The following is a 22,979-nucleotide window of genomic DNA, read 5'->3' as shown; positions in this document are numbered from 1 at the left end:
TTAAAGATGGATAGTAACTAAATAAGAAATATTTAATCGAGTTTAAATTATATTGAATATAAATATACAAACCATTGTATTATTAAATAATATTGAGGATTTTATTTTATTAAAACACCTGCAATTGCACATTAGAAATAAAATGATTATTACTCTTATAGAAAAAATAAAATAATAAACCCACACATTCGAAATCTTTATTAATGGAAGGGACTTGTAAATATTTAAACAATCAACACAAGATCACTTTGCTAATTAATATTTTAACTACTAACAAAAGCCGCTATTATCTTTTAAATAGACGGCTTTTGTGGTTTTTCAACTACTATTAGCAATAGTTAATTTGCTATTACGCTTATAATACGCCCTGTTCGTCCATCTTGTGCAATTGTACGTACATATGCTTTGTTACCAACCAATGGTTGTTTATCTGGATTATAGTTTTCCCAGTTTTTACCACCTTTTGAATATTGAATTTGAACCCCGCTAAAAGGTGTATTCGCATTTAAATATCCTTTATCAATTACTGCACCAACTATCGGCAGTCGATAATGTATATTGGCTTTATCTAACTTAGGTAACTCTTTATAACCAATTAAATTAGAAAACTGCTCCCAATCAGCATCACGCAATTTGGCATTCTCATTTAGATGCGTTGTGCCTTTATTACCATCAACGTTAGTTTTAAATTCCATCCCTTGTTTATGTTCAGGCTCCCACTCCGCTTTATGCCATCCTCGTTCAGCAATCGCAAAAATACGTGGGAAAATCATGTATTCTGCTTGTGCATCAGTTCTTGTCACCTCAGACCAAAAGGCACCTTGAACGCCAATGAAATCGCGCTTTTTCTCTCCTGTAACCGCTGCAATAGGCGCTCCCATACGATCAGACATCCATTCTACGTTAGCAGGAATATTGTCTGGCATAAAAGAGAATGCTTTTTTGGTATTGGTGTAGCGTGTTGCCCAATAATAGCCACGTTCTTTAGGATCATTTTCATAGGGCATATCAAAGTAATAAGCATCAGGTGGAACGACAACTACATCGTAACCTTTGTTGGCAAAGTTATTATAATTATCGACACCCCCCCAGAACATGGTTCCCCATACCCAAGCTTTCGCTGGATCGCCAGCAAGTTTACTTGGTTCAATTACAGAATGAGATAAACCATCGTTCCATGCACCAAGAGTCAACCCTTTAGTATCAAGAATATGGTTAATACGATTAATAAAATAACCGCCTAAATCCTTAGCATTTTTAATTCCACTTTTAGGATCAACAAACATCTTTCTACATGCAGGAGAGTCTCCCCAAGCACCTGCGGTTTCATCTGCACCAATGTGATAATCCGTTAGCGGTTGACCAGATTCCGTATGTAATTTATTAATTTCATCGATCACTTTATCCATAAAAATAAAGCTCGACTCAAGACAAGGGTTAATAGTGTTATCTTGATAATGCTGAATTGAATAATACTTTGTGGTGTCGTACGGATCAGAAAGTAAATACATTTCAGCTGCCGTTTGATCACCCTGCGCCATAAATTTACGGTAACGAGCTTCCATTGCTTTAACCGCAGCTAAACTGTGCCCAGGCATATCCATCGATGGAATAACTTGAATATTACGCGCACTCGCATATTTAAGAATTTCTTTATAATCTTCACGAGTATAATAACCAGAACCCGTATTAGGTAACTCTGCACCAGAACCTAATTGGGGCAGCATGCATTTGTTTTCATCTAGATCGTGGCAACGGTGCGCGCCTACCTCAGTAAGTTCTGGTAATCCATTGATCTCCAAACGCCAACCTTCATCATCAGCCAAATGGAAATGGAACTTATTGAGTTTGTAAGCTGCCATTTGATCCATTAATTTAAATATAAACGCTTTTGAATGAAAGTTACGAGAAACATCCACATGCATACCGCGATAATCATAGCGTGGTTGATCTTCGATCATAACGGTATCTAAAGTATTTTTACCCAGTGTTAGCATACCAGCGACAGACTGCACGCCATAAAAGGCGCCAGCGTTATCCGTACCAATAATGGCTATTTTATCTTCATCGATATGAAGCGTATATGATCCCGAAGGTTTTGATGGCTCTGGCTTTACCGTCACATCAACCGTAACACCCTGTCCAGTTTGAATACCTAATGATTTAAAACGATCATTCAACGCTTGAAGTTGATTTAACGGTAGAGCATCGCTAACAATATTGAACCCTTGCGTGATATCTAATTTGCCACCTAATAATGTTGTTTTCATTGGTGTCGGTAAGATATGTTCCGATACGGCCTCAACACCCAGATCTTTAGTTTTTGCGTTGTCTGCGTAACGTGATGTTGCTGTGGCGGTAGGAAGTAAATCACCTGCATTACGCTTAAGCTGGTTTTCTGTATTTTTAATTCCGCGACTAAAACCAGAAAGTTCATCTAATCCGACTTTATCAAGCAAAGGCTGAGTATTTAATATATTTCTTGCTTGAAGATTAGCGCCAGCGACATAATAATTAGGAAAAAAGTCACTCTCTGAAACAATCCAGTTCATAAAATCAATGTTTAACTTTTTCGTTTGACCGCTTCTTAAACCATTAAAACGGTCGGTCGTGGTTATCTTATGCAAGTCACCATTAATATGCTCAATTTTAAACTCATCACTCTTAGAGCCTAAAGAACGATGATAATTAGAAAAATAGATTTCAACATCTTTATTAAGATCACGTTTGCCGGTATTTTCTAACTCAATTTCAACGCGGTAACAATGCCCCCACGGAGACTCAGGAGGACAATCTTGAGGTTTATTTTCAACTAGACCTGTCGTTAACTTAATATGCTTTGCTGCATAATCAATATCACTTTGAGTAAGAGCATGAACATTCATACTCGCTAACATCACTGAACTGGCTAAAAGTGTTAATTTCAAACGCATTTCGTAAAACTCGATTTATAAAATTTGACCCAATATTAATTGTTTTTCATCTTATAAAACCAAAGTAAAATCATGCTATTAACTTAATAGTAAATAAACTTTTTGAGTTATATCACATTATTATAAAAAACTTGCAAATTGAATAAACGTGGTAATATCACCATCTCAAATTCTAAAAACTAACATCACGACCTTCTCTTCACCAACAAAAATTGACTAATCACCGACCTTAGTTTACGCCAGTAATTAAGGGAATATTATAAACATTTTCCTAATTCCAATTTAAAAATAATAACATAGCTAATTTAACCAATTTTCAAACGTAATAAAAAACAATTATTAATGACGAAATCTTACAACTAAAAATAGTTTTATAAATTAAACAATCCAATATAAATAATTTAAAAAAGCAATATTTAACTTAGAATCTCATTCATTAAAACAGCATATTTCACAGTTGATAAAACTTATAGAAATCTTTATAGTAATAAGAAATAAAAGGATGTAAATACTATTAAAAACAGAAAACAACAATGAAAGTAAAAATAAACTTAAAGATAACATATAACTTTTTACTTTTATTCTCGTTGTTTATATTTTACAAGCTTTTTTTTACTCATATATAACTATACGTTTATTTTAATTAATATTAAGGTTGGATAATGTCAAATAATTTAATTTTAAATGGTTGCTTTACAAATGGTTTTTCTTCTTGGGGGGGCGATGATTTTTCAATACTTACAGATCCAGTTGAAGGAAATTATGCCCATCACAATGATATTTCTGGACTACTTTTTCAAATATTAGAATGTGGTAACACAATAAAGAAAAATGAACATTATCAACTAACAATAAAAGCTCGCTCAGAAAAAGTTAATAAAATGGAGCCAGTACTTCTTATAAACGCTGGGAATAATGAGTTCAATATTCCATGTGATAATCCTGATAGCCATCAGCTAAATTCAAATTGGCAAGAACTTAAATTTAACTTTTCCATTGAGGAAATTGAACCTAAGATAACTGGAGCAAGTATAATATTAAAAAATTTTTCAGACATTACAAATATATCATTAATAAAACTATAAACAATTAAAAGAGAAGGTTAAATATTAGATTTTAAATATTTAACCTTCTTTCAATTTTAATAATCCTCCTAGAAACATTTTTTACTGGTTTTTACTGGACAGCCAAATATTTCATCGTTAATAGTTACCATAAAAAACGTCCGATTTACCTAACAACAAACTCTTTTACTGTAATAATTAACTGCTAACTTTTACCCTCTTCACTAAATCAACTCTATTTCCATATTTTAGGATCAGCAAAGCCCACAACCTGATAGGTATTGCGGTATTTTCATCAATTTATAAAAGCTATATCTAATTAGGATGCAATTGGTGACTCGACGACTTACCTTTACACCAATGCCCACCAGCATATTGTTTAAAAGCACACATTCGAGACCATTTACCACTTACATTGGCATAACGTTCCATAAACTGCTCGCTATGTTCAAGCCAAGCGTCTGCGGTTATACCTAGCTGTTGCAAAATCTTTGGTTGGCTAGATGCTATAAAACCTTTTTTATCATTGCGAATACAGCGGCCAGTCCAGTCAATAAGTTCGAGGTAATCTGCAAACGCAAAATTTATTCCGGTTGCTTGTGCCTGGTGTTCAGCTGCCACAAAAGGTAATAATTGAAAGTGACCTTTATTTGATGATGCTTGTTTTGCGGAGGTTTTCGGTTGCTTATATTCACGAATACGCTGTTGAATTGAAGTAAAATCTGATTGTTCCAGTGACGGTGTAACGCCAGCTCTGATTGGGTTTAAATCGACATACATCATGCACGATAATAATGCTTTTTCATCCAATAAAGCTTGAGATTTAAACCTTCCTTCCCAAAACGCACCTTTACATTGGTCTTCTTTATTGGCTTTGCGTGCTATTTCCTCGTTAAGACAGCGCATAAACCAGCTAATACTGCCTAATCGTTGCTGCCATTCAGTGACTAAATTTGATAACGCTTGCTGTTTTGCGTCACCTATCTGACCGTCTTTTAAAAAATCAACCGCAATTGGATGACCATTAAACAACTGCAACCAACGTGATATTACCGCTTTAGGAGTTAGCTTCTGTTGCTGCTCTGTATCTATTTTTAGCACCAGATGATAATGGTTACTCATCACCGCATAAGCGCACACATCGATACAAAACACACTAGCTAATTGTTTGATTTTATTTACTATCCAACCACGACGGTGATGATAATTTTTACCATTATATGGATCGTCGCCACACAAGTATGCACGACGTACACAACGATTAATCACATGATAAAAAGGCGTAATTTGCGGTTCGATCAATTTGCGTCTTGAGATTGTCATTGGTTTCACCATTAGCAACTTGAAGCTTAACTATAGTTGCTGATAGTTAATGTGCAAAGGTATGGCTGTCCGCTGCTTTTTTTAAACAAAGGTATGGCTGTCCTGTTTTTTATGGTTTAAATAAAAAAAATCCGAGTGGTTGATAACACTCGGATTTTGATACACGAAAAAGATCGTTCAGCTTATTTAATGATGCGAGTGAAGCCTATTAATTCGCTGCCGTCGTAGGGAGTACACGTTTTAAAATATCGGCGAGGGTTACCACACCTACCATTTTTCCGTTTTTACTCACTACAGCTAACTGAACACTCGCTTTACGCATACGAGCTAATGCTTCATAGACCGGCGTTTTCGAATCAAGCACAAATGCATTACGTGCAACCTCTCTCGCTGGTCTGTCTGTAGGTTCCAGTAATGTATCACGTACATGAACCACTAACGGTTTGAGACCACTTTTTCCAAACACAAGCACACGTAAATGTCCTGATTCCATTGCTGCAGCTCGCACATCTGCGACAGTCCCATTGGTGTCGATATGGGCCATCACTTGACCTTCAGTCAACAAGGTGTCGATAGGAATAGAGCTCAGATCAATAAGACCTGTCAGCTGCTTTTGAATGTTCGGTTTCAGTGTGCCGACTTTGCCAGAATGCTCAACCAATTGGCGTATAGTATTAACATCCTGTCCACCAACAGCTGCACTTTCCACGGGTTCAACACCAGACGCTTTTACCAAGCGGTTAGCAATGCTGTTGATCGCTTTTAGCAGTGGACGCAGTGGCCAAACGTAAGCTCTTGCAACAATACCAATTGCCAGTGCCGATTTCTCTGGATGCGCAATCGACCAAGATTTTGGCGCCATTTCTCCCACAACTAAGTGCAAGAACGTCACGAAGAACAGTGCAAAACCAAACGCTGCACCATTAGCAGCCCAATCAGGCAAACCCATGGCTAGAAAAACTGGACCAAGCCACTGGTCGACAGCGGGTTTGGTCACAGCACCTAACGCGAAGGTACAGAAAGTAATACCAAGCTGGGCACCCGCCAACATCAGCGTCAGATCATTCATACCACGCAACACTGCTCGCGCTGAAGCACTCTCAACTGCGATTTCTTCAAGCCGGTGGCGACGAGCACCCATCAAAGCAAACTCGATGATGACGAAAAAGCCACTCAAAATAATAAGGGCTACTGTCACAAGGGTGACAATCAACGGATCGGTCATGCTTCATTCTCCACAATTGGCTGCTCTACCAGTTTTACACGTACTTCTGTTGGCACATGTCGCTCGATACGCAACACATCAATCTCAAGAGAGCGTGATACAAGATCGCCTGAAGCCAACTCTGAAGGATCAACAGGAAGAGCAATATTAACAGTGTCACCTTCAGCAGGAAGCGCGCCTCGTTCAGCAATCAGCATACCTGCAATAGTTTCCACATCGTCCCGCGGCAGATCATAACCAATCGTGCGCTCAACTTCGTCGATATGAACATCACCGTCCATTAACCAAACATTGTCACTTTCAGAAACCACAGCATTATTGTTATTTTCATCATGCTCGTCGGTGATTTCCCCTACAATCTCCATCGCCAAATCTTCAAGGGTCAACACTCCTGCAAAACCGCCGTATTCATCGATAACACAAGCAATCTGATTGGTAGAATTAACAAGCAGATCAAACGCGTTAGGCAATAACATCAACGTTGATAGCACAGTAGCAGGACGCATCACAGAAGCAACAGTGCCATCAGTATCGCCAGCATCTATTCGCGCTAGTACATCCGACAAATGAACAACACCCACAGGCGAGTCATCATCATTAATAACCGGATAACGCGTGTGTGCTTGTGCCATCATCGACAAAAGCTCTGTTAATGTAGTTTCTGGCTCAACCCAATCCACCTGAGAACGAGGCACCATAGCATGTTCCACATCACGTTCTGGAAAATCAAGAATACGATCCATCATCAGTGATAGTTCTATCGGCAAATCACCACTATCACGTGAGTTAGCAATAATGTGGCGTAAATCCTCCTCCGAAGCACTAACATCGAGATCATGCACGGGCTCAATATTAATAATGCGAAGAACTAAATTAGCGGATTTATCGAAGAAGCTAATGATCCAGCCAAACACAGACATATAAATCAGCGTAGAGCGAGACATTAAGCGAGACATTGGTTCAGCGTTCGCAATCGCAAGATTTTTCGGATAAAGCTCACCTAAAATCATTTGCACAACCATAGCGATAACTAAAGTACCAACAGTACCAATAGTAATGCCAACCTCAAGCGATAGCCCAAAGTTTTGTAATAACATTCCTATAGATTTACCGACAAGGGGTTCTGCGACAAAACCTAATACCAGACCTGTTACAGTGATACCAAGTTGCGCACCTGACAACATAAAACTGGTACGTTTTGTAATTGCAAGAGCACGCTTTGCAGCTTTATCACCATTAGCAGCTAATGTTGCGAGTCTCGCCCTATCCACTGCCATATAGGCAAATTCTTGAGCAACGAAATAGCCATTCATTGCAATAATAACCAAGATAAATAGGATGCCGAACAGAATAGTAACAAGAAGCTCAATCATTTCGATGCCCTCACTTGGCAACAAAAAACCAGTAAAGTGTGACACCATTGACTAGGGGTGGGATCCACGAAGTATTCCTAAGATAATAATAAGGGTTGCATTATATTGCAGTGATAATAACGGCGTCTAGTTAATAGTTACACAATACCCGTTAATCGTTATATAAATTATCGCCACATAACATTTCGCATGCACATAGCCATGAATAACATACTGTTATGGTATGAATTATGACTTGAGATTATCATTCGATTCATTATAAGCAACTGAAGATTACATGTAGGTACTGGCTGTTGTTTGCTTTCTTGATACTAGCCTTAATAAAGTATTGCTTTAAGATCGTATTAAGTTATTAAGCAGCGTGTCATTGATTGGTGTAACTTGATATTGAGACAACGACTTTTGGGAAAACAATGAAAAAACCAACGAACCAAGCTGATACAGGATTGACTCTAATACGTAACTTGTAACCATTTGATATAAAATAGCTAAATTACTTTCTTTGTTACCAAGGACACTTCAGGGACAAAGCAAGGTATTAATTTCATTAAATTAGCATAGACTAAACTAATCATGACAGCTTAAATATCACTCTCATCAGTCAAATTAGTATCAAAAAAAACAATCATAATCTATAAAATCAACATAGTTATCACTAATAGTTCAAAACACTATACATAACAATCTACATGCATATAATGTCAAAAAAATACTTCTAGGTTTTATCTATGTACACTTGCCATAATTGTGATACCAGTTTTTCTCAATCAGAGTGCCCAAGTTGCGATGCGCTCGCCATACCATTAATTGATCCATCACTAAACGAACTAGTTGCCGTTCATGCTGTCACTTTAGAATTAGATATTGATAAGAAAAAACAAACGATTGTTCCAAAATTAGGTATGTTATGGCCATTACAAAAAGAAGACGTTTCATATAATTTCATTAAACAAGTTGAACTTAAATTTAAACGTAAAAATAAGTTCCATAGCTATTATGAAAAAAACACAGACAATAAGATTCCATCTCATATTCATAAATATATTCAATCATCAGCATCTCAAGAAGATTTCAAGCTTTTAGTTAAAAGTATGACTTCTGAATTAACTGCGAAAATTTTTGAGACAGGAGTCCATAAAGTTAGTAGTTGTAAAATAGTCTTCATGCATTATCGTAATACAAAAAATGATGACTTTGGCAAATTTTTAGCTGTTATGGTTGATACAAAATTAGGTTTTGATTTTACAACTGATAGTTTATTGTTACCAAAATCAGCAGCACATATTAATCTAGAAGCATTAAAGCAAGCAGTATCAATTAATATTGATTTATTTAGTCAATGTTATCCTAATACTCTAGAGTCAGAAGCATATTTAAAATTTATTAGAGGTTCATCATCAGCTGAATATTTCAGAACAGCTTTCGGCTGCAAAGAAAAATCAGACAATGGGCAGTCTTTACAAAATCTGTATGAAGCAATATCTCAATTTAGCGTTATTAACGGATTATCTTCTGATTTTGAAGAAAATGCCACTAGCAAACTAACAGGCTTGTTAGCAAAAACAAAAAAATCAGAGACAACTTCTTTCTCATTATCAGAAGCTGCTACCGTTATCGAGTCAGAACTGCCTAAAGAATGTGAGCACCTAAAAGATACTTTTATTACGTTTGTTAACGAAAATGAACTATTAATTAATTATTATATTGAACCAACTCGAAAACAAATTGAAGACCAACATTGGATTGATTTATCTGATGAAGATCATGGACTTATAGCAAAACTTCATTGTAACAATGAAATAGGTAATTCAGGCGATGGTAAGGATGTCGAATATAATAAACAAACTAAACGTTTAGAAATTCGAATAAACAACTCTAAACTTCGCGAAAAAATACTAAGAATGATAGAAAAATCAGGTAGTTGATATGACAACTCTTCACAAATTACATTGTCGACTTGAAAATCTTATTATATCTAACGAAGATACTAGCGCCCTTACGTTTGAATTAACTGAAGATTGTGACCAACCATCAATTTTAAATGAATTTAAAGAGTTGGGCTACACTTCACCTAGTAGACCTATTAGAGATAACAAATTACGCTTTAAGATCGGGAGAACAGCCTGGAAAGCACAAGTCTTCTATATTGGTGAAGAGCAAATATTTGAATACGCCGATACTCATGGGGAGCACCCATTAAATTGTATGTATTTCAATCCAACTAACAACAAATTATTCGTCTATTCTGAAGAGTTAGAAATACATAAAAAAATAACATTATTTTTAGGGTTTCGTTCTCTACTTGCAGAATTATCTGATCACTCTATCCCTGAATCTGGAAAGATAAAAGGGTCTCAGAAAGTAGTATTACTTGTTAAGAATGATGATGGAGGAGCTAAACATTCAGTTCAAACAACAATAGATTATGAGGATTTTAATAATTTATTCATTAATATTAATTTGGATAATAGTTTAGACTCATTATCCAAATTAAAACAATGTATTGAACTAGACGATCAACAAGACAAAGAGCGTAAAAACTGTATGCGCTCTGCTTTTGATTCTTTAATACAAACACTTAGTGATAGCAATAATATTTTCACATATTGTATGAGTAATATTGTTAAATTACATAAAATATATAATGAACACCATAATATATTCATAAGTGATTTTAAAATAAATAAAGTAATTCAAGAGATAAACTCTAAAGATTTAGAATACACGGGTAAAATAAATGATATTACCTCTTCAGCTCAAACTAAAGCTTTAGCTATTCCTGGTGCCATGATTGCTATTAGTGCTGTAATGAGAGTCGACAATTTAATTAATGCAATTGGTGTTGTAGTTGCACTTTTAGCTACTTGTATAGTAATACACTCATCGCTGAATATATATAATTGCTCGTTCAAACATATAAAAAAACAAATAACAAATGTATTTTCTCGGTATCAAGTTTTAAACCAAAAATCTGAGATAAGAGAAGAAGCAGAAAAAACAGAAAAAGACTTATCAAAAATGGTTGATAAAGCTCAATCTAGCATGTCTTTTATTAAAAAAATAATCTGGTCTATTTGGCTATTTTCTATACTTTTTGTCTGGCTTAAAATGAACCCACAGTTCATCACTTATTCTATCTCTTTTTTAAAGACTTTAACGCAGTATTTATAACTTAAAAAAGCGTTACGCATCACGCTCAGCCCTTCACCACCGAAAATGATCTAAATCACCAACCTCGGTGGTGGTGGCTAAGAGAGCCGAAAAATTTTTATTTCCCGAGAGTCGGACTCGTTTGGGTTTTTCACGTTCTCAGAAGAACCTAGACAATATTTATTTGAGGTAGATGATGGGATATTACAAGAGGATTAATTGCCAACGATGTTCACAGTTGGCAATTATAATGTTTACGAAAAGATTAGATTAACTTGAGCATTATCAGACGACAGTGCATCTTTAATATCAACTTTTATATTTTGCGTTGGTAATAACATCCATTGTGCTTTACCGAAGGTTTGTGGGTAACCAATACCATCATCATGCCAACGACAAGCCAATGATAACTTTTCACCACGATCCCAATAGCCTTTCGCAATAGCAAAATTATCTTTATTATAGATTATTTCTACTACTTTAAACTTACCTGTACTTTCAATCATGTTTTTTCCTTATAACAACTTTAGTCATCTTAAAAAACAAGAGCTCTTGATAGCGGTCATCAACTAGCTTCAATGAAAGAACACGTTAATCCTAACTAATATCACAGTCAAAATATAAAAAATACATATGCTTATCACCTCACATAATTAAAAGTAACGCCACCGTCTTCTCTAATGAAAGCGGTTCTCACTAAATTTCCCCCTCTCCCAAACAAAAAAATATTGGACAGCCATATATTTACTTTGAAAATTCAACCGCTAAAAATAGATTCCCTATTGCCATCGAGAGAGCATTTACTACTAGAACATGACGATAACCAGCCCTAGATAATAATCTAAGAATTATCAGTTTTATGAAGAGAAAGATATGGCTGTCCTGTCTTTCGATGGGTGTCCTGTCTTTCGAACGTGATGCTATTTTGACAGCACTCGAAAATGCAGGTGTTGATAATTGGTCTGGTTATAGCAATGCGATAGCTGAAATATATAACGAAGGAAATGTGGCTTAGACACTTTTATATAAGTGGGCATATCGAAGTATGCCCTAAAGATTAAGCTAATTAGTTCTTACAGCCATTTTTGTCGCAGGTGATTTTACTGTGTGAATCAGTCCAATGAGTAGCTTCTTTTCTTGTATCAAAACCACAACCAGTTTGACTACCCTTCTTACCTTGGTGAACAATACCTGTAGGAGTGTGCTTTACTGCCATCTTATTGTTTCCTTAAACTTTATCACCAAAATTGGTAACAACATCTTAATTGATTGAATAGTCTTACCACGTGAGTGAAATCACAGATAGATCAATGATTTAAATCAAATATTTATTCTGTGATTTCACACTAAACATTATGAAAATGACTAATTTGAATTTTTCAGTCGTTACTAGTTTCAAATAAAGGAACATCTTATTTATACAACTATCGAAAAAGCTAGCGTTAATAACAGACCTAGATTACAACATAATACATACAGAAAAAATCTATCTTAAAGAGGCTCAAAAAATTAGGGCGAATACTATCTACACAAAAATGGAGCGATTATCTACAAACCCCATGGTGGAAAAAAAAATTGGACAGCCATATATTTACTTTGAAAATTCAACCCGCTAAAAATAGATTCCCTATTGCCATCGAGAGAGCATTTACTAATAGAACATGACGATAACCAGCCCTAGATAATAATCTAAGAATTATCTGTTTTATGAAGGGAAAGTTATGGGTGTCCTGTCTTTCAACCTCGGGGTCTCAATCCCGGTACCAGATTTTGCTGATACTCTTTAAAGATAATACACAGGGACTTATTAAGTCAACGGATAATAGTGAGTATTATCCGTTAGGAGTTGATAGGTGTCGGCTGCGCGACACATATCCTTATTTGTTAGGCATATCAAAGCCCACACCTTTCTACATAATGACCGTGCTTCATTTTTTCTTTTTTCAATTGATATGCGTCTGGTAAGTCAATCATATGGTAAACATCGATCTCGGAGTTGATATATTGTCGAACGTAACTATCTAACTCAATTGGAGATTTGCAACCGATGATAATTTCTTTAACCAATGATTTATTGAATTTCTTGATCCCATACCCATCAGTTACAACTCTAAATTCCTTTTCGTACGCCCAAGAGGTAGACTTGTTAAAAAACACAGCTTTATAAAAATCTTCAATTGTCTGTGAGTAATACTTAAATTCAGGGACGTCATCACTATATCCGACAGGTCCCTTGGCTTGATAATCCTCTATCATATCCAAGATTTCCTCATCAAACCCTATGCAAAAGCCTGTATGAGATTTTGCATAGTGTGACCACATTAAATAGTTTTCAGATTCTGTGGTAAAACAAACTACTCCTGTAGCATTTAAAAGGTTTTGGCGTGTTTGATAGCCAGTATACCATTTACTATTTTCGTCAAAAGAGCTATACCAACTTTCAAAATCATGAATAGATTTTGAGGAGTTATCAACAAAGAAGCGTTCCTGAATCGTCCCTTTATCTGCTTTAAAGTTATATTTAACTTTGAACTCTGAAGGATCATTAAAAGTTCTAGGATTACTTGCCATGATGCTCCCATCATTAACAAAAAATTCTAGTAGCTTAATCGACTCTTCTGGGCTGCTTGTCCCAATATATTTGTAAATCATTATGAATATCTACCAGTATGTCTAACAGCTTATTAATAAGCATTCTTACTTTCACGCAAAAACACACTTCTAAATCTCCACAATCATAATCAATTTAATTAATAAATATCATGAGGTTGATTACATTATTTTGTTTCAAAGTGTTTATTGATAACGTTAAGAGCAATAACGCTAAGAAATGGTGGCACTGAGCTAGATCGTTGTTGGGCATAAACGATTTAGAGATCTCTTAATAAATAATTGATATAAGAGCAATAAATTTATTGCATCATTAGATATAAAAAAGCTAATTCTCCTGCCGTAAAATTACATCAGTGATCAAGAAATAGGTTGATTTTTGAGGTTTTTTTTTTAAAATGATAATTTAATCGAAACTACAACAAGATGAAGTTATTTGATGTTCAATTGCCATTGGAAAATGATAAGTACCATAATAAATTTTCGATGCTCTGTACCGAACCAACGTATCAGATTGAAAAAGACATTATTAGTGATTGGGCGAAAAATTTTCAGGATAAAGATGGTAAATTTGTCAATGAGTTCCAAACTACGTTTCATTCATCATTTTGGGAGCTATATTTAAATAAAGCTTTTAATGAAATGGGGTTTTCAATAGATTTCGATCCAAAACACTACGCACCAGATTTTATATTAAATGGAGAAGATGGATTTAACCTTGAAGCTGTTGTTTCAAATATTAAAGATAATGGTTCCCCTGAGAGTAGCCGAACATATGAACACTTCCTTCAAAATTTGATGGAATTTAGCAGTGATGAAAATTTTTCTTCAATCATTGATGAGGCTATTGTCAGACACTCAAACTCGATACAATCGAAATTAATAAAATACATTGGGTACAGTGAAAATGGCAAAATAAAGAAAGGTTATAGAGATCTTTCTTGGGTAAATGAAACTAAACCATTCGTAATAGCCCTTGCTTCTTATGACCAGATTGAATATGGCAAAGAATCGTTTTATTCAATGCTAGCATTATTGTATGGATTTTATTTTTCTCCAGAGAAGTACGAATATGAATTAAAAGAATCAATAAAAAAGCCTGGTACAGATTCAGATATAAATTTAGGTATTTTTAAAGATGAGTCATTTTCTGACATTTCAGCAGTTATATTTACATGTAATTTAACCTTAGGCAAACTTACTTCACTCGCTATTTCACAAGGCATGCCATCATTCAAGTCATCGATTTTAATCAAATTGCTTGATGAATATATTGGTGAGGATTTCATTCGCAGCATACCAATAGAAGTAACACCCACTACCCCCGAATCTTTATTTGATGGCTTATATATTTTCCATAATCCTAAAGCAAAAATAAAACTATCTTCCGAAAAATTTTCACAGAGTAAAATAATGGAAATTACTAGTAATTTCAGTTCATTTACTTTTTCTGAAGGAAGATTACTTCCAATAAGAGCAAGAATTACAGAGTCAAGACCTCTTAAAGATATTTTTATGCGAGAGGCTGAACTCCAATATAACCGCCACTTATACGAAGATTATATTGCAAATGAAGAAAAAAACTTTCAAGATTTATAGAAAGGGAACAAAAAGAAAGTGATGAAAGATTGACTAAATTTTATTTAGAACATTTTGAACCAAAACATAAAATAAAAAAAACTGGCAGGAACGATCCTTGTCCATGTAACAGTGGAATAAAGTATAAAAAATGTTGCTATCTTCTTACTTAACTATAACCATCGCTAAAAAAGATCAAGGATGAATATTTCCCATCAGTCCTTAACTTGATGTATGGGACAAATATGAGTTAGCCGATATAGCTAACTCATTTATGAACAGAAGCTTGTTTGAGCTTAACCCTAATTATGCTTCCATTATAACAGCCGATAATAATTACAATATATAAGAAAACCTATGAATTCAATGATTTTATAATAAAAATTATTTATTAAAAGCATTTAATATCTCATTAATCCATTCTAAGTCATGTTCATCATTTTCAATATATTTTTTTGCAATTTCGAATTTTATTTCAGGTTTTTGTATATAATTAATTAAATCTTTCTTATTATCATGACCTTCCATATTGATAGGTTTTATACATGAATCATCATAATTAATATTAGAATATAATGATTCATTACTAAATTTAAAATTTGAATAAATTTCTTTTATATTATTAGGTGCTAATTCTTCAATCACATGAGATACTGCGTCATAAAAACAATCATTTCCTAAACAGTCTTCAATTTCTGTCTTTGAGTATACTCCTATTTTCCCAACCCTAGACAACGAAACATTATTTTCATGTCTTTGTAGACGTCTTATTAAAAGTTCCTTTCCTGATTCTGATGGTAATGTGAGAGATGGTTGTTGATCATCCGTATCAATTAAACAAAAAACTCTTCCATTAATTAATCCTTTTTCAATTTTTTCTGAAATTGGCGTAAATAGATAACTGTATATTTTTATTACATTTGCACAGCCTCCAACTGGTAATATTGTTAAGTTATTAACTTTATCACCTATAAGGTATTTCAAATACATTGCATCATCAGAACCTTCACATATTAACCAGTTTGATTCTGATTTTTTCATAATACTTAGTATTGATGATACTAAGTCAAATATACTTTTTAATTCGACATCATCAGGGAATGTTCTACGTTGTTCTAATATGTTTGATAATAAGAAAGATTTAATTGTTGGACTAGAATTAATATTGTTAATGTGATGCAATGTACCTTTTTGACACATTGGTAAAAGTCCATACCAATGCGTTGTCGCTATAACCTGGCGATTATAAGTATTCGATAACTCAGATAATCTTTTGAATTGATCAAAGCACAATGAAGCGTGCATTGATGCTTCTGGTTCATCTATAGCAAGAATAATATTCGAATCTTTATTTTCATCTACTGATAAAAATGTATAAGCAAGATCAATTAGTGCTATTCTTTTTTCGCCTGAACTTAAGTCATTAATTTCTTTATTTTCTTTCTTTAATGTTCGAATGCTGAAATATTCTTTTATTACTATATCTCTAATATCAGAAGCTGTAAGATTTTTCTTAACTTTACCTTCTTTATTATAAGAATACTTTTCACCTAAATATTGCATTCTTTGATTTATATTAACCATAAACTCATCAAGTCTAGAGTTTATTACATCTAAAACAGACTTATTAGCTCTATGACCACTTCCTGATGTGAAAACTTTTTCAGTTAATATTTTATCTATTTCATCTGTAATTACTCTACCCATTAATGCTTGAGCTTCAGTTGCTTCTATTGCAAGAACATTTTTGATAGAGCTTTCAATCGGAATATATACATAGTTATATAAATATAAAATTTCATTTTTTATTGAAATTAGTTCTTTTTGTGTTAATTTTTCACCAAAATGATTATAGAAGAAAGGTATATATATATCAGCTTGTCTTTCATAAGATATTCCTACAGTAAGAAAATAATATTCTTCTTTAGAGTATCTTTCCAATAGCTTATCTCTTAAAGGGAAAAAGCCTGATGTTAGTTGTTTTTTAGAAGTGAAAGAACTTTCATCAGCAGTAACACTCCAGAAGTATTCACTAAGAACCTCAAAGTATTGACTGTTTTTCTTAACTTCTTTTTTGTTTATTAAAAAAACAGGACTTATATAACTATCTTTTTTTGCACCATTTTTGTTTACATTCCAATATTTTCCATTAAAAAATGAATCCAAAGCCTCTAGAACAGATGATTTTCCAACGCCATTATTACCAATAAAAATATTTAATTTATGATCTATAGAATCAGATAATGGTATGAAATGTGCGTTTTCATATGTTTTGTAATGTCTCAGAAGTAACCCTACAAGCATTTAATGTTATTCCAAATAATTTATGAAAAATCGTGCATAATGAAGGTGATAATTCATGAAATTAAAAACTAAAACAAATATTAATTGTGAGTAAATGTAATTTTCTGACTTGGTACTGAATTTAAGGTTATCTCTTTTTAAGATCTAGACATCTCATCCAAACAAACAATGGGGCATTTCCGTGTTAGTGCTCATAACCAACCCTACTTCAAATAACTATCCAGCTTCTCAGCATACAGCTCATACCCTTCTAACTGGTCTTTTAACCAATCATGTTTGTTATAAACCGCTAATACTCCACCTAGCTTGTGGCCTAACATCTTCTCAACTACATGCGGCATTACACCTAATTCTGATGCACCGGTGGATAATGAACGTCTAAAATCATGAGTACGCCAATCTTCAATGGGTAAACCATCTCTAATTCGGCGGATATAACGGTTAGCTGCAGCAATAGTTATCGGCTTATCTAGATCACCACCAGGGAAAAGTACATCATCATAAGTTGCCATCACTCGCTCTAATATCGCCTTTGCTTTAGTGGGGATTGGGCGTCTTATTGGGGATGGGGTTGCTGAGTTCTGAAAACGTTGGCACTCGAGTACCGACTTCAGATACTTTACCTACATGTTGTCGTTTAATCCGGTCTAAGTCGTTTTTTTCAATAATGAACCTGCTCTTTACAGCAATGACGATACCACTACTAATAACTCCCGAATAGTAGATTCCCTATCGCCCTCGCGGGCATTCACTGTAGGGAATGACGGGGAGTTGGGCATTCACTGTAGGGAATGACGAACTGGAAGGCTTTATTTTCCCTAAAAACTTGCCTCTATTAGGTTAGTTACGGGATACTTAGCCTTATAACGTATTGCTTTAAGATAATATTAAGTTGTGATGCAGCGTGTCATTGATTGCAGTAACTTGATATTGAGCCAACGGCTTTTGGGAAAACTATGAAAAAAACCAACGAACCAAGCTTATACTGGATTGATTACGAAACCTTTGGTGCCAGTCCAGCAAATGATCGCCCTTGCCAGTTTGCAGGGGTGCGTACCGATATGGAGATGAACATTATCGGTGAGCCTTTGGTGATCTATTGTAAGCCACCAGCCGATTACCTTCCCTCGCCTGAAGCCTGTTTAATTACGGGTATCACCCCCCAAGAAGCGATGGAGAAAGGTTTATCAGAGCCTGAGTTTATTGCGCAAATTCATGCTGAACTGTCACAGCCAAATACCTGTGTGATTGGTTACAACAATGTTCGCTTTGATGATGAAGTGACCCGTTATACGTTATACCGTAACTTTTATGATCCTTACGGTTGGGCATGGCAAAATGGTAACTCGCGCTGGGATCTACTAGACATTATGCGTACCTGTTATGCATTGCGTCCTGATGGGCTTAACTGGCCGACTGACGATGAAGGCCGTCCAAGTTTTAAGCTTGAGAAGCTCTCGATTGCTAATGGTATTGAACACGCCAATGCCCATGATGCAATGGCAGATGTGTATGCCACTATTGAGCTGGCAAAGATTTTAAAACAAAACCAACCTAAGCTATTTGACTACTTGTTTAACTTGCGTAATAAGCGTCAATTGCAAAACTTGATTGATATTGTCGAGCTAACACCGCTAGTGCATATCTCAGGTATGTTTGGTACTGAGTGTGGCAATACTAGCTGGATTGTGCCGCTGGCATGGCATCCTGATAATAAAAATGCGGTGATCTGCGTTAACCTTGCCCAAGATCCAACCCCATTAATTGAGCTTGATGCCGAGCAACTGCGTGAGCGTTTATACACTAAGCGAATCGATCTTGGCCCAGATGAACTACCAGTGCCAATCAAAGAAGTGCATTTGAATAAGTGCCCTGTACTTGCACCCGCAAAAACCCTTAAAGCAGAAGATGCGGCTCGATTAGGTATTGATCGCGAGTTATGCCTTAAACATTTAGCGTTATTAAAGCAGCATCCAGAAGTGCGTGAAAAACTGGTTGAAATGTTCAGTGTTAAACGTGAATACGCCAATAATGGCAACGTTGATACCATGCTTTACGACGGCTTCTTCTCGACAGCTGATCGTTCGACGATGGATATTATTCGTGAAACCGCGGTTGATGCATTGGCAACTTTAGAAATTAATGTCGATGACGCGCGTATTAAGCCGCTATTGTTCCGCTATCGTGCCCGTAATTATCCTTTAACGTTAACCTATCAAGAACAGCAACGTTGGAAGCACCATTGCCAAGATTTCTTTGAAGAAAACATGCCTAAATACATGGAAAACTTTGAAGCGGTAGCGCTTGATTGCCAATCTAATGAACACAAAATGAAGATCATGAAGTCACTCTATGATTATATTAATAAGTTGATGTAATTCATTACCTTATAATCATTAAGTGCGCATTAAGCCTGTCATATTACTGTTATGACAGGCTTTTTTATTATTAATAAGAACCGCAATTTGATGATTATCGTTATTAGGTCAACACTTAATGCTATCAAATGATGTTGTGTTTGAGGCGTTTACAGGCAGGTGGAATAATGACGACGAAAACAGCAGCAAAGTGTTATCGCTTTGAAGGTATTGATTTCATTCCTGAAAATAGGCTCCTTCGCTGGCATGATAATCAACAAACCCTATTAACTGACGACGAATCGCGCTTTTTAGCTTCATTGTGTTATCTCGCGGGTGAAGTGGTTAGCACCGAATCAATATACCGTTATACCTTTACCTACCCCAATGCCTATGAAGAAAGCGGCGATCACCAATACGATCTCAATATTTTATTACTATCACTGTCAAAAAAATTACTCCGCAACGGAAAAATGGCCATTCCTATTTATATAATTCCAAGCTATGGCTTTCGCGTATCGTTACCAAATACCACCGCTGTCCGCAGAGAAACACCAGCCTTAAAATCCGCTTCTCCTTGGCCAACAATCAACAATAAAAAGCAAAAAAAACCTTTACATCAAGCAATTAACATAAAATACACTATCATTACAACAATAGTGATAATTACCTTTATAGTCGTGTTTAGTTGTTGGATGCTGACAACTCAATAACATCGGTGGTTGTTTTATAAACCAAAACAAATATAGTTCATTAATCTTAAAAAATTAGTGTGACAATCATCATGTTTATTTGTATGATGAATTAAATATTTTAGAGTTGTAGTCCCTATGAATTATATACGCTCATTTGCTATCGTTATGATTTGTTTCTTTTTAGGACAAGCCATTCAACACTATTCTGGATTACCTGTTCCAGGCAGTATCATCGGTTTATTTATCCTCTTTTTCGGCCTTGTCACTGGCATTTGCCGTGCTGAGTGGGTGGAAAGTACCTGTAATTTATTAATTAAACACATGGCATTGTTATTTGTGCCTGTGGGTGTTGGTTTAATGAATTACTTAGGGGTAATTGAAAACAATGCGGCAATCATTTTTGCCAGCACCCTTGGTAGCACCATTATTGTATTAATCGTGATTGGCTTGGCGGTACACCATAAGGAAAAAGACTCATGATCTGGTTAGTGGCAACCTTAGTGTGCTTCTATTCTGCACGCTATCTCGCAATGAAAATAAAAAGCCCTTTTTTTAACCCCCTTTTAATCACCCTTATTGTGATGATCGTCGCGCTGAAGTGGCTAGCAGTGCCTTACCAAACTTATTTTGCCCAAAATGAAGTGATTAACTATTTATTGGGCCCTGCGGTTGTGGCATTGGCATTTCCGCTATATCAACAAATCGGTTTAATTCGCAGTAAGTGGAAAACAATTTTGACCTCATGTTTTGTCGGTAGCGTATTATCGATGACATTTGGTACTGCGATTGCTTTCTCTATGGGGGCAGATGCGCAACTAGCGGCGAGTATTTTACCCAAATCGATCACAACCCCACTGGCGATGGCTGCTTCTCAACAAATTGGCGGTATTCCTGCAATTACTTCTGCGATGGTCATTATTGTTGGCTTATTTGGTGCGGTTTTAGGTTACCCAATCATGAAACTGTTTCGTGTTAAACATCCTTTAGCAAAAGGCTTATCGATAGGTACGGTTTCACACGCCTTAGGCACAGCAAAAGCGGTAGAAGAAGATTATCAAGAAGGGGCATTTAGCTCATTAGCTTTAGTGATTTGTGGCATCATGACAACCTTATTAGCGCCGTTGATGTTCCCATTGTTATTGCGCTTGTTTGGTCATGTTTGATCGCAAATATTGCAATCATTCCGCAACCGCTCATAAATTAACCAATATGATTAATTTTCGCTAAGCCATTGAAATATTGTATTGTTGATTGCAATAACAAGTGTGACGCCTCTCTCACAAATGTAATAGGTGTAATGGCAAAGCTAACAATGTGATCAAGATCACTTCTAATGGAATATGATTCACATAGAATGTTTTGCCATCAACAATGAAGGAGTAACACCCAATGCACGCACGTGTTATAAAAGCATTAAGCTTATTACCTGCTGAATTGGCGTCAGCTTTAAAGCCTATTATTGAAGCTTCAGATTTCGATTCCACTATCAGTCCTGAGCAATTCGAACTTTTATTATCAACAACTCAAATGACTGATACTGAACTTCGCTTGGCCCTCCTTCCTATTGCTGCTTCTTATGCTGTTGTCCCTATTTCTAATTTCTATGTTGGCGCAATTGTGCGTGGTACATCTGGTCGCTTATATTTTGGTGCCAATATGGAATTTGAAAATGCGAGTATGGCTTGTACCATTCATGCCGAGCAATCAGCCATTAGCCATGCATGGATCAAGGGTGAAGTAGGCATTAAAGATGTCACTATCAATTACAGCCCATGTGGCCACTGTCGTCAGTTTATGAATGAATTAACTTCTGCTAACGATATGATCATTCAGTTGCCACAACGTGAGCCAATGACCTTACAGCAATATTTACCAGATTCATTTGGTCCACTTGATTTAGGCATTAAAGATGGCTTGTTAAGTGACATTGATAACGGAATTAATATCGAAGAAGATGCAGCATTGGTTGTAACTGCTTGTAAAGCGGCCAACCGTTCACATGCACCCTATTCTAAAAACTTCAGTGGCGTAGCATTAAAAGCTCAAGACGGTCGTGTTTTTGAAGGTATGTATGCAGAAAACGCAGCATTTAACCCAAGTCTGCCACCGCTGCAAGTTGCATTGATTAATATGAACATGTCTAACTACCCGCTTTCTGAAATTGTCGAAGCGGCTTTAGTCGAAAGTGCTGAAAGCAAAATAAGCCAGCTTGCACGTACTCAAGCATTATTGGAAGCACTGAACCCTGATATGCAATTAACCTATGTTGCTTATTAAGCTGACAATTGTTTAAAAAACGCTTAAAAACCGCCTTCGTGGCGGTTTTTTGTTAACTAAACTTGAACAATGTTGGCTATCAAACATCAA

At 35.6% G+C, this 22,979-nt stretch carries 20 protein-coding genes; 11 read left to right on the top strand and 9 right to left on the bottom strand.

Features of this window, described 5'->3' with window-relative positions:
• Positions 1-338: 338 nt before the first annotated feature.
• The gene (locus PMAL9190_RS01120) at positions 339-2,933 is read right to left on the bottom strand and encodes a family 20 glycosylhydrolase (protein WP_087843538.1); all 2,595 of its coding nucleotides are present in this window, start codon (positions 2,931-2,933) and stop codon (positions 339-341) included.
• 662 nt (positions 2,934-3,595) lie between these two features.
• Here PMAL9190_RS01120 and PMAL9190_RS01115 point away from each other — a divergent pair.
• Positions 3,596-4,018: a hypothetical protein gene (locus tag PMAL9190_RS01115; RefSeq protein ID WP_087843537.1), complete on the top strand. Its 423-nt coding sequence runs from the start codon at positions 3,596-3,598 to the stop codon at positions 4,016-4,018.
• Positions 4,019-4,312: 294 nt separating this feature from the next.
• On the opposite strand, the gene PMAL9190_RS01110 is transcribed toward PMAL9190_RS01115, so the two are convergent.
• The 3 genes from PMAL9190_RS01110 to PMAL9190_RS01100 form a co-directional block, all read right to left on the bottom strand.
• Positions 4,313-5,320: a transposase gene (locus PMAL9190_RS01110; RefSeq protein ID WP_087843536.1), complete on the bottom strand. Its 1,008-nt coding sequence runs from the start codon at positions 5,318-5,320 to the stop codon at positions 4,313-4,315.
• A 208-nt stretch (positions 5,321-5,528) separates the two neighbouring features.
• Positions 5,529-6,545 carry a CNNM domain-containing protein gene (locus tag PMAL9190_RS01105; RefSeq protein WP_065176894.1) on the bottom strand — a complete coding sequence of 339 codons (1,017 nt, stop codon included), beginning with the start codon at positions 6,543-6,545 and terminating at the stop codon, positions 5,529-5,531.
• Positions 6,542-7,918, bottom strand: coding sequence for a hemolysin family protein (locus PMAL9190_RS01100; RefSeq protein WP_065176915.1), 1,377 nt, complete (start codon positions 7,916-7,918; stop codon positions 6,542-6,544). Before PMAL9190_RS01100 ends, PMAL9190_RS01105 begins: the two co-directional genes overlap by 4 nt.
• A 728-nt stretch (positions 7,919-8,646) precedes the next feature.
• Between PMAL9190_RS01100 and PMAL9190_RS01095 the strand changes: the two genes are divergently transcribed.
• Both PMAL9190_RS01095 and PMAL9190_RS01090 read left to right on the top strand, forming a co-directional pair.
• A complete protein-coding gene (locus PMAL9190_RS01095; RefSeq protein ID WP_087843535.1) occupies positions 8,647-9,843 on the top strand; it encodes a nucleoid-associated anti-phage protein in 1,197 nt (398 codons plus the stop codon).
• A gap of 1 nt (position 9,844) precedes the next feature.
• Positions 9,845-11,089, top strand: coding sequence for an anti-phage protein (locus tag PMAL9190_RS01090; RefSeq protein ID WP_087843534.1), 1,245 nt, complete (start codon positions 9,845-9,847; stop codon positions 11,087-11,089).
• A 233-nt stretch (positions 11,090-11,322) separates the two neighbouring features.
• Here the strand turns inward: PMAL9190_RS01090 and PMAL9190_RS01085 are convergent, their stop codons facing one another.
• The gene (locus PMAL9190_RS01085) at positions 11,323-11,574 is read right to left on the bottom strand and encodes a hypothetical protein (protein ID WP_065176888.1); all 252 of its coding nucleotides are present in this window, start codon (positions 11,572-11,574) and stop codon (positions 11,323-11,325) included.
• A gap of 353 nt (positions 11,575-11,927) precedes the next feature.
• Between PMAL9190_RS01085 and PMAL9190_RS20535 the strand changes: the two genes are divergently transcribed.
• Entirely contained in the window at positions 11,928-12,083 is a 156-nt protein-coding gene (locus tag PMAL9190_RS20535) for a RecBCD nuclease inhibitor (protein ID WP_144384294.1), read from the top strand.
• A 51-nt stretch (positions 12,084-12,134) separates the two neighbouring features.
• On the opposite strand, the gene PMAL9190_RS20270 is transcribed toward PMAL9190_RS20535, so the two are convergent.
• Together PMAL9190_RS20270 and PMAL9190_RS01075 are read right to left on the bottom strand one after the other, a co-directional pair.
• Positions 12,135-12,284: a hypothetical protein gene (locus PMAL9190_RS20270; RefSeq protein WP_087843533.1), complete on the bottom strand. Its 150-nt coding sequence runs from the start codon at positions 12,282-12,284 to the stop codon at positions 12,135-12,137.
• A 677-nt stretch (positions 12,285-12,961) separates the two neighbouring features.
• On the bottom strand, positions 12,962-13,639 hold the full coding sequence (locus PMAL9190_RS01075) for a DUF2971 domain-containing protein (protein ID WP_159458344.1): 678 nt from the start codon (positions 13,637-13,639) through the stop codon (positions 12,962-12,964).
• Between the two features lie 465 nt (positions 13,640-14,104).
• On the opposite strand from PMAL9190_RS01075, the gene PMAL9190_RS01070 reads away from it, so the two are divergent.
• Complete coding sequence (locus tag PMAL9190_RS01070) at positions 14,105-15,277, top strand: hypothetical protein (protein WP_087843531.1); 1,173 nt, start codon at positions 14,105-14,107, stop codon at positions 15,275-15,277.
• Between the two features lie 29 nt (positions 15,278-15,306).
• A complete protein-coding gene (locus tag PMAL9190_RS01065) occupies positions 15,307-15,429 on the top strand; it encodes an SEC-C metal-binding domain-containing protein (RefSeq protein ID WP_306341437.1) in 123 nt (40 codons plus the stop codon).
• 211 nt (positions 15,430-15,640) lie between these two features.
• Here PMAL9190_RS01065 and PMAL9190_RS01060 read toward each other — a convergent pair whose 3' ends face one another.
• Positions 15,641-17,560 carry an AAA family ATPase gene (locus PMAL9190_RS01060; protein ID WP_087843529.1) on the bottom strand — a complete coding sequence of 640 codons (1,920 nt, stop codon included), beginning with the start codon at positions 17,558-17,560 and terminating at the stop codon, positions 15,641-15,643.
• Positions 17,561-17,763: 203 nt separating this feature from the next.
• Positions 17,764-18,072, bottom strand: coding sequence for a tyrosine-type recombinase/integrase (locus tag PMAL9190_RS20365; RefSeq protein ID WP_235004255.1), 309 nt, complete (start codon positions 18,070-18,072; stop codon positions 17,764-17,766).
• A 444-nt stretch (positions 18,073-18,516) separates the two neighbouring features.
• Between PMAL9190_RS20365 and sbcB the strand changes: the two genes are divergently transcribed.
• From sbcB to cdd, 5 genes are all read left to right on the top strand, one after another.
• Positions 18,517-19,938 carry an exodeoxyribonuclease I gene (sbcB, locus tag PMAL9190_RS01050; RefSeq protein WP_087843528.1) on the top strand — a complete coding sequence of 474 codons (1,422 nt, stop codon included), beginning with the start codon at positions 18,517-18,519 and terminating at the stop codon, positions 19,936-19,938.
• 167 nt (positions 19,939-20,105) lie between these two features.
• Positions 20,106-20,630: a hypothetical protein gene (locus PMAL9190_RS01045; RefSeq protein WP_087843527.1), complete on the top strand. Its 525-nt coding sequence runs from the start codon at positions 20,106-20,108 to the stop codon at positions 20,628-20,630.
• Between the two features lie 117 nt (positions 20,631-20,747).
• On the top strand, positions 20,748-21,092 hold the full coding sequence (locus tag PMAL9190_RS01040) for a CidA/LrgA family protein (protein ID WP_087843526.1): 345 nt from the start codon (positions 20,748-20,750) through the stop codon (positions 21,090-21,092).
• Positions 21,089-21,775, top strand: a complete 687-nt coding sequence (locus tag PMAL9190_RS01035; protein WP_087843525.1) for a CidB/LrgB family autolysis modulator — start codon at positions 21,089-21,091, stop codon at positions 21,773-21,775. The genes PMAL9190_RS01040 and PMAL9190_RS01035 overlap by 4 nt, the downstream gene beginning before the upstream one ends.
• Positions 21,776-22,001: 226 nt before the next feature.
• Positions 22,002-22,889: a cytidine deaminase gene (gene cdd, locus PMAL9190_RS01030; RefSeq protein ID WP_087843524.1), complete on the top strand. Its 888-nt coding sequence runs from the start codon at positions 22,002-22,004 to the stop codon at positions 22,887-22,889.
• Positions 22,890-22,979 lie beyond the last annotated feature (90 nt).

This window comes from Photobacterium malacitanum, from assembly GCF_900185615.1.
GTDB classification, from domain to species: domain Bacteria; phylum Pseudomonadota; class Gammaproteobacteria; order Enterobacterales; family Vibrionaceae; genus Photobacterium; species Photobacterium malacitanum.
Note: the sequence above shows the minus strand (reverse complement) of the source record. Positions and strands in the feature narration are given on the sequence as shown.

Coding starts and splice junctions, on each gene's coding strand:
- PMAL9190_RS01120 (WP_087843538.1), bottom strand. CDS start 2,933: ATGCGTTTGAAATTAACACTTTTAGCCAGTTCAGTGATGTTAGCGAGT.
- PMAL9190_RS01115 (WP_087843537.1), top strand. CDS start 3,596: ATGTCAAATAATTTAATTTTAAATGGTTGCTTTACAAATGGTTTTTCT.
- PMAL9190_RS01110 (WP_087843536.1), bottom strand. CDS start 5,320: ATGACAATCTCAAGACGCAAATTGATCGAACCGCAAATTACGCCTTTT.
- PMAL9190_RS01105 (WP_065176894.1), bottom strand. CDS start 6,545: ATGACCGATCCGTTGATTGTCACCCTTGTGACAGTAGCCCTTATTATT.
- PMAL9190_RS01100 (WP_065176915.1), bottom strand. CDS start 7,918: ATGATTGAGCTTCTTGTTACTATTCTGTTCGGCATCCTATTTATCTTG.
- PMAL9190_RS01095 (WP_087843535.1), top strand. CDS start 8,647: ATGTACACTTGCCATAATTGTGATACCAGTTTTTCTCAATCAGAGTGC.
- PMAL9190_RS01090 (WP_087843534.1), top strand. CDS start 9,845: ATGACAACTCTTCACAAATTACATTGTCGACTTGAAAATCTTATTATA.
- PMAL9190_RS01085 (WP_065176888.1), bottom strand. CDS start 11,574: ATGATTGAAAGTACAGGTAAGTTTAAAGTAGTAGAAATAATCTATAAT.
- PMAL9190_RS20535 (WP_144384294.1), top strand. CDS start 11,928: ATGAAGAGAAAGATATGGCTGTCCTGTCTTTCGATGGGTGTCCTGTCT.
- PMAL9190_RS20270 (WP_087843533.1), bottom strand. CDS start 12,284: ATGGCAGTAAAGCACACTCCTACAGGTATTGTTCACCAAGGTAAGAAG.
- PMAL9190_RS01075 (WP_159458344.1), bottom strand. CDS start 13,639: ATGGCAAGTAATCCTAGAACTTTTAATGATCCTTCAGAGTTCAAAGTT.
- PMAL9190_RS01070 (WP_087843531.1), top strand. CDS start 14,105: ATGAAGTTATTTGATGTTCAATTGCCATTGGAAAATGATAAGTACCAT.
- PMAL9190_RS01060 (WP_087843529.1), bottom strand. CDS start 17,560: ATGCTTGTAGGGTTACTTCTGAGACATTACAAAACATATGAAAACGCA.
- PMAL9190_RS20365 (WP_235004255.1), bottom strand. CDS start 18,072: ATGGCAACTTATGATGATGTACTTTTCCCTGGTGGTGATCTAGATAAG.
- sbcB (WP_087843528.1), top strand. CDS start 18,517: ATGAAAAAAACCAACGAACCAAGCTTATACTGGATTGATTACGAAACC.
- PMAL9190_RS01045 (WP_087843527.1), top strand. CDS start 20,106: ATGACGACGAAAACAGCAGCAAAGTGTTATCGCTTTGAAGGTATTGAT.
- PMAL9190_RS01040 (WP_087843526.1), top strand. CDS start 20,748: ATGAATTATATACGCTCATTTGCTATCGTTATGATTTGTTTCTTTTTA.
- PMAL9190_RS01035 (WP_087843525.1), top strand. CDS start 21,089: ATGATCTGGTTAGTGGCAACCTTAGTGTGCTTCTATTCTGCACGCTAT.
- cdd (WP_087843524.1), top strand. CDS start 22,002: ATGCACGCACGTGTTATAAAAGCATTAAGCTTATTACCTGCTGAATTG.